Here is a 12,387-nt window from a genome sequence, read left to right on the forward strand (position 1 = left end):
TATTATTACAAGTTTGTTTTTATACTAGTATAAGCTATTCCACTTATGCCCTTCCATTCTATTAGTTACATTAGCTCTCTTACATAATTCTTCTGCTGCATGTTGAGCATTCAATAAGACTTGTTCTTCACTTTCAATTGTAGTAACTCTACCATTTTCAAGTATTATATTTCCATCAACTAAGACACTTTCTACATTGTGCATACTAGCTGAGTATACCAAAGTTGATACAGGATTGTGAAGAGGTATTGATTTTGGAGAAAGCATTGAGTTAAATATTACTAAATCAGCTTTTTTTCCAACCTCTAAAGAACCTATTTCATCTTCCATTCTAAGAGTTCTTGCTCCCTCAATTGTAGCCATTTCAAGGACTTTTTCTGCAGAAATTGCAAGAGGGTCACAATTGTTTACCTTATGTTGTAAAGCTGTTAATTTCATAAGTTCTACCATATCTTGTGCATTGTTACTTGCTGCACCATCAAGACCTAAGCTTACATTTATACCCTTCTTTAACATTTCTGGAACAGGTGCAACACCAGAAGCAAGATACATATTACTTGCAACATTATGAGAAACTTTTATATCATACTTTTTAAGCATTTCCATGTCCTCATCAGTTATACATACACAATGCACTGCTACAACCTCTGGACCTACTATTCCCCATTTTTCAAGTAATTTTATATCTATTTCCCCATGTATATCTTTTGTTGCTGTTCTTGCAAATTCAGTTTCAGAAATATGAACTGTGAAGTATGAATCATACTCTTTGACTATATTCCAAAGCATTTTACCCATTTCTTCAGATATAGCCCACATTGAAGAAGGTGCTACACAAATTTTTATTCTTCCATTTTCTGAATTATGATATTTTTCAAATACTCTTCTCAAATCCTTTTCAACCGTTTCCACGTCTTCTATAAGCTCTTTATGAATACCTAAATCTATACAGCCCCTACCAACTACTCCTCTTATACCTAAATCTTTATATGCTTTTACTATTCCATCTGTAAGTCCTGGTCTATTATGTGTATGCATATAATCAACCATTGTAGTTATACCACTTTTTAAACCTTCCATACATCCAAGCATTGCAGCATCATAGGTATCTTGTTCTGTCAAGAACTTTGCTGATGGAAACATCATTGTGTTTAACCATTCATGAAGTGCCATGTCGTCTCCTAGACCTTTTAATAATACTTGGAATAGATGATTATGAGTGTTTATAAATCCAGGGAATATCACTTTTCCTTTAGCATCTATAACCTTTTTAACATCAGTATACTTCACCTCAACATCATCTGTATTTCCTATATCTAAGATTCTGTCACCTTGAATAGCTATTGCTCCATCAAATATAACTTCTCTATTTTTATTAACTGTAACAACTATTGCATTTTTTATTAGTATATCAATCATCTTAAATCCCCCTTTTAATACTTTCATTACAACATTTTATCACATAGCTTTCTCATATCATATCTAATACATTTATCCAATATTTTCCTCAAGATTTGAAGTAACGTTTTCAGCTTTCTTACTTCCTTTTAGTTTAAATAGTGTTTGAAGTAATATAGCTATTATTGCTCCAGAAACTATACTTGAGCCTCCTAGGACAGTTCCAATTGTTGCTGGAAATTGGTCTAAAACTTGTGGAGCAGTTGTAAGACCCATGCTTGTTGCTATAGATACTCCTGCTATAAGATTATTTTCTTCAGTAAAACCATCCATACTCATAATAGAAAAACCAGACATTGCTATTGATGAAAATACTACTAAAGTTGCTCCACCAACAACACAAGATGGTATAGTTGTCATTATTGCTCCTAATGCTGGAGATATTCCTGCTAGCAATAATACAAGTGCTCCTAATGCTATTACAAATCTACTTGTAACTTTATTCATAGATACAATTACTGTGTTTTGGCTGAATACTCCAGTTGGAAGAGCTGCAAATAGTGATGAAATTATAGAAGTTACAGAGTTTCCTAAAACAACTGATGATAACTCTTCATCAGTTACCTCTCTGTCCATTGCACCTATTGTTGCTATTGTACACGCACCCATCATATCAGCTATACCTATTATGTAAATAATAGTAAACATTACTATTAACTCTGGTCTAAATTCCAATCCAAAAGCTGCTGGTGTTGGCAAAGATACTATAGCTGCACCTTTAACTGCAGAAAAATCAACTAATCCTAAAACTAAAGATATAGCATATCCTACTAATATTCCAATTAATATTGAAGAGTTTTTAACTAAGCCTTTACCATACTTATTTATCATTATTATTACAAAAGCAACTATAACTCCTACTATAAAATTTATTGGACTTCCAAATGTTTGTGCACCTTCTCCTCCTGCTAAATTCTTTATAGCTGTTGCAAATAATCCAAGTCCCATACATGCTATTATAGTTCCAGAAACTATAGAAGTGAATATATGTCTAATTTTCTTAACTGCAAATCCTACAAAGAATACGATTACCCCAGCAGCAATTTGTGCTCCAAATAGAGCTGCTAAACCGTCTTTAGCTGCTACAGAAAGACAGGCCCCTAAAAATACATAACTCATTCCCATCATTACAGGTAATCTTGAACCTAATTTAAATCCTTTAAATAAAGGTATTGGATATAATTGTAAAAACGTTGCCAAACCTGCTGCTAACATAGAGCCTTGAATCAACATCGTCGCTTGCCCCTGGTTAAGTCCTACCACGTTTGCTATTAATATTGCAGGCACCATATTTCCTACTATCATTGCTAACAAATGTTGTAAAGCTAAAGGTACCGATTCCTTTAGTGGTGGTATCCCATCCACATCATATTTTGAAGTATTACGTGTTTTCATAAAATAAATCCTCCCATACATAAATATCTTGACTAAATATTTTATAATTATTTTCTATAAATATTTTTATGACCATGAATTTATTGCTCAACCGATAACCACAGCTAAACTGAGCTATTTTTATAAAAATTTAACAAACGTGCAAATATACCCTCCCCGATTTTCTTTTTGACTAAACATTAAATGTCTGATGTATACTCTTTATTAAATTTCTTATTAAAATGAATAGCTATCTGAAGTAATCTAACAATCTCATAATAAAATAATTTAAACAACCCTTTTAAATTATCATTTTTTAATTAGCCTTTTCCATAACAGCTCTTTCTTTAGCTTCATCTTCTAGACTTTTATTTGGTATTATTAGATTTAAAACAAATGCAACCAATGTCGCAATTACTATTGGAGATTCTCCAAATACTAACTTTACAAATGGAGGAAATGCTTCCTGTGCTGCCGGAACTGATGTTATTCCCATACCTAAAGCTATTGCCAAACCTACAATAGTAATATTCCTTGATGACAATTCTTCTGTAATAATTAACTTTATACCTGTCATTGTTATCATACTGAATATAGATATTGTAGCCCCTCCTAAAACAGAATATGGTATAGTTGTCATCAATGCACCAAACTTAGGTACAAACCCCGATAATAACATAAATATACCAGCTATTCCAAGTACAAATCTGCTTATTACTTTGTTCATAGCTACCATACCTACATTTTGACTATATGATGATGGTGGTAAACCTCCAAACAAAGCACCTATCATAGTACAAATTCCACTTCCTATTACTCCACTTGACAGTTCTTTATCTGTTATATTTCTATCCATACCTCCCATTGTAGTAGCTGACAAATCTCCAATTGCTTGAACAGCATTGATTATACTTACAATTACTACAGAGATTACTACTGGTATATCAAATTTAAGTCCAAATTCAAGTGGCTTAGGTATAGCAAACCAAGCTGCCTCTCTAATAGGGTCAAAATTTATTATGCCCAAAACTAAAGATACACAATATCCAACTATAATTCCCAAAAATATTGCTGCCAATTTTGCATAACCTTTTGCAAATTGACTAAGACCTATAACTACCACTAGTGTTATAGCTGCTACTGCCCAATTTTGTATAGAGCCATAAGTAGGGCTATTTACACCACCTGCCATATAATTTATTGCTATAGGATATAAAGATAATCCAATTGTAAAAACTACTGTTCCTGCAACTATATTAGGGAAAAATTTTCTTATCTTTTTTATAAATATTCCTATTAATACTGTAGCCACTCCCCCTATTAATTGTGCTCCCAATATGCTCGCTAGTCCATAACTTCCTCCAACTGCTACGAGTGTTGGCACATAAGTAAAACCGACTCCAAAAATTATAGGCAATCTTGAACCAATATTTACTATTGGATATAGTTGTATAAGTGTCGATATTCCAGCTATTATTAATGCATATTGCACTAAAAGTGTTATTTGTGTGGCACTAGCACCAACAGCTCCTCCCACAACTATAGGTACTGTGACAGTTCCAACTATCATTGCTAGTATATGCTGCATTGATAGTGGTAAACACTTTAAAATTGGTGGCCTTCCATCAATATCAAACATAGATACACTTTTTTGATATTTACTCAAGGTTATCACTCCCAACTATTTTTTAATGACAGTTATTATTCAACATCCTTTCTTTTTTATTTTGTCATCTTGATTTAATATGAAGCAATTATAATGCCAATATTTTAACAAAATTGTTTTACATATATAATTTTTATTATATTTGTTAGTATTTAATAATTTGATAAAGCATTTCTTTTTTTAAATTCTTTCAAATTTTTTTTATTTTTGGATAATAAAATCTTATTACAAAAAAAATCACTTAGAAAATAGTTTTTCAAGTGATTTTTATCAATTTTATAATTTCAAATTTTAGAATTGAGAATTAAAAGAATAATTACTATACATCTATCTTTCTATACAATGTTGCTAGCGATATTCCAAGCTTTTTAGCAGCTAACTTTTTAGATTTAGTATCATTTCCATAAAACTTTAATACCTTTTTTATATATGCTCTCTCAAATTCTTCAAGGGTAAGTATATCTTGTTCCATATTTATTTCATAGTCACTTTCCTCAAGTAATTTTATATTTATTTTGTTTAACTTAAAATATTCAATTATCTTTCTATTTATTATACCTTTATGTATTATCCCATCTTCTTCAAGAAGATTTAAAGCCAATTCTATAGTGTTTTCTAATTCTCTTATATTTCCTGGCCACGGATATTTAAGCAGCATATGTTCTACATCTGGCTCTATATGGTATACATTTTTCTTCATCTTCCTTGAATATTTATCTATAAAATTATTTATTAATATTTGTATATCATCTCCTCTATCTCTAAGAGGAGGTACTTCTAGAGGTATTACATTTAATCTATAATATAAGTCTTCTCTAAATTTATTTTCTTTAACCAACTCAAATAAATCTCTATTAGTAGCTGATATAATTCTAACATCTATATCAATTAGTTCATTTGAACCTATTCTTGTAAACTTCTTTTCCTGTAACACTCTCAAAAGCTTTGATTGTAATTGAATTGGCATATCCCCTATCTCATCTAGAAATACAACTCCTCCATTAGCTAATTCAAATTTACCAATTTTGCCTTTTGAATCTGCCCCACTAAAAGCTCCTTTTGTATACCCAAAAAGTTCACTTTCTAGCAAGGGCTCTGGTATAGCAGCACAGTTTATAGCAACGAATGTTTTATTCCCTCTGTTTCCTGCGAGATGAATGGCTCTTGCTATTAACTCTTTTCCAGTGCCACTTTCTCCAGTTATCGCTACAGTAGAATCACTATTTCCAATTTTACAAATTCTATTTTTAAGAGCAAGCATTACATCAGACTCCCCAATTATAGAGTCTACTGTTGTTGTTCCCCAAATATTGTATACTTCCATTCCACCATACATTACTGAATCACTGTGTTTATCCATAAAATATCAACTCCAAATAAGTATTATATATAATCATCATTTAAATTATCTATTTAATTATATCATAACAGAAAAGCTTAGTTATAATTTTACAATAATATTTTAATTTTCAAATGAAGCTTAAGAAAAAATATACCTACTTAAATTTCAATTTAGCAGGTATACTTTCTTTATTTTGCAAGCATTCTATGCTAAATAAGCAATTATAGTGCCATGTTTAACATCTAAAATAGTTTACAAAAATTTTCATTTATTATTTTTTTATAGTTCTTATATGCTATAAAATTGTTTATTGCTTTATACAATGTATTTTTATTATTTTTATAATTCTTATTTTTAAAATTTATAATTAAAAATTATTTTTTTCAAATCAGATATGGTGTTTTTTATATTATCCAATCTTACAGTTTTTGCTTCTATAAATTTACCTTTAAACGACTCCAATAACCTCCATGAACTGTAATTTTTGTCTTTTTTAATACAAGGATATAATAATATACATCTTTTTGCATTTTCATAAGATGTTATATATGCATACATCTGATATATATCACTTGATCTATAGAAGATATTTGAATCCACTTCAATAGCTTTCCATTTTGTATCAATTATGATTTCAGATTCATATTTTGAATCATATAAAACTATATCTGGTCTTAAATTAAAAGTTTTCTTTCCTGTTTGCTCATTTTTTAAAAGAAATTTACTTTTATCTTGTATATACGTTTCTCTAAATTCATTATTCCATATATTTTTTATTAAGTTTCCGATATATTCTTCATATAAAATGTTTATTTCAAATAATATAGAAAATGCATCTTGATTATTTTCGCTGTTATCCATCGATAAATTTAAAAGTATAAGTTTCGCCAATGAGTAACAATCTTTAAATCTATCATTATTTTTATAAAATTTGTAATCCAATAGTTCTTCTCTATTTATATAAACTAAGTCCACATTATAAAAATAACTCAAAATTTTTTTTATCTTATTTTGAATTAAATTGTCATTTACTCTACATAATATAGATATACATGCCTTTTTTAAAACTTGATTCAAAAAATTATTTTCGCTATACTCATCATATTCACATTTTATTTTCATTGGAGATATATTTTTTTCTCTTGCATATTTACTTATTAATATCTTGCCTTTTACAACATTCGAATTATCTATCTTATTTATATATTCAAAATAAATCCCTCTCTTAATTTGCATTTGCATACTTTCAATAAAATACATAACAAAAAAATTCATGAGATTATAATTTTTTAAACTTGATTTTATATTTTCGTTTATTATAATTGGAATCTTATTACATGTAGAAAGCATTTGTAATAGCATTTCTCTATCTTTTACAATATCATTACTTAATGACAGCTTTGGAAGTATCTCCAATATTACATTTTCAAAATATATAACACCTACATAATTTATGAATCTCAGTTTTTTATATCTGATATCTATTATATTACTCTTTAACACATCATTATTATTATCCAGATATTTAAGTAATTTTTCATATTCAGTTTCTGTAAGTTCATTTTCACCATTACCTACTTTTATCCATTCATAAGTTTCCTTTACATATATATTTTTACTCATATATATTTTTTAACTCCTCAATAGATATATTTCGTTTTATACAATAATTAACTTTACTTTCCATTATTGATGAATTATTATTTTTAAATAATTTAGATGCTGTGATTTCTTCCTTATAAACAATATATTTGTCCTTTTCATTTTTACCTATACCACCTAAAATAAGTCCTACTTTTTCTGAGTCATAATAGAAATATTCTTGAAGAAGTGGTATTATTTTTTTTCTAAATACGGCCACTATATCATCAATATTTTCTACATTTAGTAAGTAGGCCTGTCCAATAACATGGTCTCTATCATATAAAAACTCTATTCTCTTATTAATTGTATATAGCATATTTTTAACATCTATTCCATCTACAACGGACAATAAATCATAGTCTGGCATAATTTCTTCAAAAGCAAATCTTCTTCTCAAAGCTATATCTAAAAGAGCTATGGATTTATCTGATGTATTCATAGTACCAATTATATATAAATTTGGAGGTAGAGAAAATCTTTCTTTTGAATATGGTAGTTTTACGATAGTTTGATTTGATTTAGTAAGTCTTTTATCATCTTCTAATAATGTTATTAATTCCCCAAATATTTTAGATATATTTCCTCTATTGATTTCATCTATTATTAAAACATAGTTTTCTGATTCTTCAAAATTAAAGTTCTCGACATCTTCTATATTATCAAGCACCAACATCTTTTTTCTTGCCTTTACATCTTCTATAGTTAAAGTATCTTTTTCTAACTCAAGATTTAGCTTCTTTTCAAGTTTCAACCCATCGTAACATGCTTCTATAGATATTTCCTTCAATATACCATCTTCTGGCTTAAAATTACCTTCACCATCGGATTTGAGACCTTCTATAAACTCTTCATATCCATATGATTGATGAAAAGTACAAAATTCTACATTATTTTTATAATCTACATAACTTGTACAATCATTATTTTTTAAACTAGTTTCATTTATTAAATTATAAACTATTTGTTTTGCATTATATGTTTTACCCGTCCCTGGTGGACCATAAAGTATGGTATTTAATGGAATTTTATTAATACATCTTTTTATATATTTTTCAACTAAATTATTATTTTCAAAGATAACCCATGCATTTCCATCAATATTCTCTTTTTCATTTTCTATCCATTCTACAGGTAAAAAACATCCACCTTCTGAAGTAGTTATTTTGTCTTTATCAAAACCCTCTTTAACTTGACAAACACCAAATAAGCTTTTCATTGTATGGTCATTTTCGTAACTTACTTTTTCGCTATTATATACTAGAATATAATCATCTGTATTTATATTTTTCAAGTTTTCTAATTGTTCTAAATTAGTGGGTTGAATAAACAGTTCTTCATTCTCTACACACTTATCTACATCTATATAATAATAGTTTTTTAGGTACCATTTATTATTGTCATTTTCTTCTATTCTTTTTTTTAATGATTTATTATGTTGCAATTTAATAATGTCTAAATATGTATTTATATCTTCATTATTTAATTTATAAAACTCACTCGTATATATTTTACAATTTAAAACTGTATCAAATGTGTACATCCATTTTATAGGTAATGTATGACCCAAGATATGACTTAATTCATAACCATTTTCAAAACTTTCTTCAACAATACCAATAAGAACACTATACTTAATTTTTTCTTCTACATTTTGATATGCCTTATATAGAAAATAATCTCCTTTTTTAACTGAAATAAATTTTTTTATAAAATCTTTGTCATTACAGTTCTCATTAATGTATTTTTCAGATTTTTTTCCCATATTAAGCACTTTTTTTAAATTTATTTTTATATCAAATCCCAATGCAATTATGCTTTCTTCTTTAAAAATTTGTGGTGTATCTGTCTCTTGATAAAAAAATTCTTCCATTAGCCAATACTCTGTAACATTTATATTTTCAGACATATACTTCTCCTTAATATCTAAAATACATTAATTATATAACATTCCCACTTTAATCTTTCCATCTAAATTTTCTTTTAAGTATAAAGAAAATATTATTTCATAGCCTTCTTCTACCTTACTTTGGATATTATTCATCAAATCATTTAATTCAACTAGTGAAAATTTATCATTTCCTTCAACAAAAACTATACCTTTTTTCCCAATAAATTCTTCACCAAAATGTTCCATATTTTCAAATAAAATATCTACTATTTCACTGTGCTGTTTTGAATCTTCAAATTCTTCAAAAGAATACTTAATCCCTTTATCACTTATAATAGCTTCTTTTAAATCAGTTATATCTATATTTATCATACAAGAGTCTGAAATAGATTCTATCATAACATTCATCAAATCAACAAATTTTAAAATACTATTTTCATTGACTTTAAATTCTCTATTAATTCCTAAGTCATCTTTATTTTCTTCTTCTGAAGAATTTATACCTATAGATAAAATTCGTCTTTCATTAGACATGTATGAAATAGCTTTTATAACTTCTCGACTTTGTTTATCTTCAGTTGAATATGCTAAAAACAATATGTCAACTCCATCTAAAAGACTTCTAACATATTCTTTTTCAACCTCTTGATTCATAGTAATTTTTTCTATATCCATATTTATTTTTACTTTTTCTTCTATTTCATTTATTATATTAATACCTTTAGCTCCAATACCAATTATCTTAGCATTCTTATTAAAACTTTCCATTATAATATATATCTCCTTAATAATTATTTAATTTTAACATTTTTAAATATTATATCATATTTTCTTCATAAAAATATTTTAACTCTTTAGCCCTATCATAAAGTAATTTATTCATAAATTTTGGTTCTATAACTTTAGCATCTTTTCCTATTGAAAATAATGTAGATATCCACCAATCTATTTCTTCATATTTTATAAATTTACTAATTGTTCCACTTCCATTTTCATTTAATTCTATATCCAAATCTAAAAAACTTCTAGTTATTTTAGAAATACCTTCTTTTGTGAGTAATACATGCAAATGAACAATTTCACTAGTTTTCTTAGTAATTGCCATCTCTTCATTTAACTTGCTATATACTGAATCTAGCCAACTTTTCAAACTTATACATGCTTTTTTAGACTCTCCTACTTTTTCAATTTCCAGTACTTTGTCTATACGTATTAGTATAATATTATCACTTTCATAGTCATACACTGGTGAAAACCAAAATCCTTCATTTAAATATATACCTATTGGGCATATTTTTTTCTCCAGCAACTGATTTCCAGATTTATATTTGATATTTAAAACACAAGAGTTTGATGAAGACCTGAAAAATTCAGTCACAATATTGGCATCAATATTTTTATAATTAGCTATAAACTCAATATATTTTTCAATGTTGTTTATACTTATTTTTGCACTACTTTCACGATTATAATTTATTTTTTTAATTATAGAATCAATTTCTTTTTTTATGTGTGAAAAATTGTAAACTTGTAGTGACTTAAATGCAAAAACTATAGACATAACTTCTTTTTCTGTAAATATAACAGGAGGTATATAGCTATTATTTAATACCCTATAACCTCCATTTCTACCTTTTTCTGCTTTAATTGGAAGCCCCATTTCATTTAATTCTATTAAATATCGTTGAATAGTTTTAGTTGAAAGATTAAACTTCTCTGACAACTCTTTGATTGTAAACTTTTGTCTATCATTAATATATGTCCAAACATCAGTTAATCTCTTTATCTTTGACAAATAAAATCCCCCTTATAATAATACTATTCTTAATTCACACTAATTTTTTAATCTACAAAATAACTTTCTGCACTCTAAAACTTAATATCAATGATATTTCTATATTTTTTCATTAAAAAACAAAAGAATGGTACTCCTACCAAGGTTACTACTACAAATTCTCCAAAACCTACTTGTATCATCGATAATATTAGAGGAAGTCCAAAAAATATATTTAACATTAATCCAACTACAATTGCATTTATGATAGTAGGCCATATAGAAGCTATAATTAATGTGCTTTTATTTTGACCGCCTAACTTTCTAGTAATATACACTAAACTTGCACTTACAAATGTGGCAAATGTTCCAAAAATTATATCAGGTACACCATATGGACCTATTACATTGGCTAAAAAACAACCTAATGTAAGACCTACTATATATCCCTTATCTAAAAATGCTAGAAGCATCATAATCTCGGCTATCCTAAATTGTATTGGTCCATAACTTATAAATCCTAATGATAAAGTTAAAACTGCATAAATTGATGTAACAACTGCTGTTACTGCTATATTGGTACTATTTCTTCTCATATATCTCTCCTAGTGAAAATTTTATTGCTAAAAATTAATAATATAATTTTATTTTATACAAAATTTATAAACTTAAACAATAATTTAAAATAAATAAATTATTTTAACGAACTATTTTATTAATCTAATTTATATTATACAATAGAATACATATAAAATTAAATAGTTAGATTTTAAATATATGTTATAATTATCATATATATAAATTAAAATAAGTTTATATCTTAATTAAAAACATTAAAAAAGAGCCTTAAAATTAGGCTCTAATAATTTATTTTAAAATCAATGAACTCTAGCATCTTTTAATTTAGATAATATCATCCAAGTTCCTACACAATCAATTTCCAGCTGTTTCTCTATTTCATCATATAACATTTCTTGATATGATGTATTTAAAACAACATTTTCAACAAGTTTAGAAATTTCTTCTTCTACGAAGTCGATTTCTATTTGATTCTTCATTTCCTTAAAAAATACCCTTGCTTTTCTCTGACTTATTGAACGACCCTCAAAGCTGACTAAACATTCTAAAATGTTATTATCTCCTCTAAAATTATTTACTGCTCTCATATTATTTAGATTTCCAGCCAAAACATCATCCCCTTAGTTAATTTTATATTTTACAAGTAAAGTTTCATAATATTA

10 protein-coding genes are annotated in these 12,387 nt (G+C 27.3%); all 10 read right to left on the reverse strand.

Annotated elements, in window-relative coordinates; all coding sequences use genetic code 11:
* Positions 1-24 precede the first annotated feature (24 nt).
* On the reverse strand, positions 25-1,419 hold the full coding sequence (locus IC219_RS03085) for an amidohydrolase family protein (RefSeq protein ID WP_227434738.1): 1,395 nt from the start codon (positions 1,417-1,419) through the stop codon (positions 25-27).
* 72 nt (positions 1,420-1,491) lie between these two features.
* Positions 1,492-2,853, reverse strand: a complete 1,362-nt coding sequence (locus tag IC219_RS03090; RefSeq protein ID WP_227434739.1) for a uracil-xanthine permease family protein — start codon at positions 2,851-2,853, stop codon at positions 1,492-1,494.
* Between the two features lie 295 nt (positions 2,854-3,148).
* Positions 3,149-4,471, reverse strand: a complete 1,323-nt coding sequence (locus IC219_RS03095; protein ID WP_227830807.1) for a nucleobase:cation symporter-2 family protein — start codon at positions 4,469-4,471, stop codon at positions 3,149-3,151.
* A gap of 346 nt (positions 4,472-4,817) precedes the next feature.
* Positions 4,818-5,858 (reverse strand): sigma-54 interaction domain-containing protein, encoded by a 1,041-nt coding sequence (locus IC219_RS03100; RefSeq protein WP_227434740.1) that lies wholly within the window; start codon positions 5,856-5,858, stop codon positions 4,818-4,820.
* A 336-nt stretch (positions 5,859-6,194) separates the two neighbouring features.
* Positions 6,195-7,463 carry an McrC family protein gene (locus tag IC219_RS03105; RefSeq protein WP_227830596.1) on the reverse strand — a complete coding sequence of 423 codons (1,269 nt, stop codon included), beginning with the start codon at positions 7,461-7,463 and terminating at the stop codon, positions 6,195-6,197.
* Complete coding sequence (locus IC219_RS03110; RefSeq protein ID WP_227830597.1) at positions 7,456-9,390, reverse strand: AAA family ATPase; 1,935 nt, start codon at positions 9,388-9,390, stop codon at positions 7,456-7,458. The genes IC219_RS03105 and IC219_RS03110 overlap by 8 nt, the downstream gene beginning before the upstream one ends.
* 27 nt (positions 9,391-9,417) lie before the next feature.
* Complete coding sequence (locus tag IC219_RS03115) at positions 9,418-10,140, reverse strand: cell division protein (RefSeq protein WP_227482572.1); 723 nt, start codon at positions 10,138-10,140, stop codon at positions 9,418-9,420.
* A gap of 49 nt (positions 10,141-10,189) precedes the next feature.
* A complete protein-coding gene (locus IC219_RS03120) occupies positions 10,190-11,167 on the reverse strand; it encodes a WYL domain-containing protein (RefSeq protein WP_227830598.1) in 978 nt (325 codons plus the stop codon).
* A 74-nt stretch (positions 11,168-11,241) separates the two neighbouring features.
* On the reverse strand, positions 11,242-11,742 hold the full coding sequence (locus IC219_RS03125; protein ID WP_227434745.1) for a QueT transporter family protein: 501 nt from the start codon (positions 11,740-11,742) through the stop codon (positions 11,242-11,244).
* A gap of 282 nt (positions 11,743-12,024) precedes the next feature.
* A complete protein-coding gene (locus tag IC219_RS03130) occupies positions 12,025-12,333 on the reverse strand; it encodes a hypothetical protein (RefSeq protein ID WP_227434746.1) in 309 nt (102 codons plus the stop codon).
* Between the last annotated feature and the right edge of the window lie 54 nt (positions 12,334-12,387).

Source organism: Clostridioides sp. ES-W-0018-02 (assembly GCF_020658175.1).
Taxonomy (GTDB): Bacteria; Bacillota; Clostridia; order Peptostreptococcales; family Peptostreptococcaceae; genus Clostridioides.

Bases quoted from the DNA above. Each gene is read 5' to 3' on its own strand.
- IC219_RS03085 (WP_227434738.1), bottom strand. From the start codon at position 1,419: ATGATTGATATACTAATAAAAAATGCAATAGTTGTTACAGTTAATAAA.
- IC219_RS03090 (WP_227434739.1), bottom strand. From the start codon at position 2,853: ATGAAAACACGTAATACTTCAAAATATGATGTGGATGGGATACCACCA.
- IC219_RS03095 (WP_227830807.1), bottom strand. From the start codon at position 4,471: ATGTTTGATATTGATGGAAGGCCACCAATTTTAAAGTGTTTACCACTA.
- IC219_RS03100 (WP_227434740.1), bottom strand. From the start codon at position 5,858: ATGGATAAACACAGTGATTCAGTAATGTATGGTGGAATGGAAGTATAC.
- IC219_RS03105 (WP_227830596.1), bottom strand. From the start codon at position 7,463: ATGAGTAAAAATATATATGTAAAGGAAACTTATGAATGGATAAAAGTA.
- IC219_RS03110 (WP_227830597.1), bottom strand. From the start codon at position 9,390: ATGTCTGAAAATATAAATGTTACAGAGTATTGGCTAATGGAAGAATTT.
- IC219_RS03115 (WP_227482572.1), bottom strand. From the start codon at position 10,140: ATGGAAAGTTTTAATAAGAATGCTAAGATAATTGGTATTGGAGCTAAA.
- IC219_RS03125 (WP_227434745.1), bottom strand. From the start codon at position 11,742: ATGAGAAGAAATAGTACCAATATAGCAGTAACAGCAGTTGTTACATCA.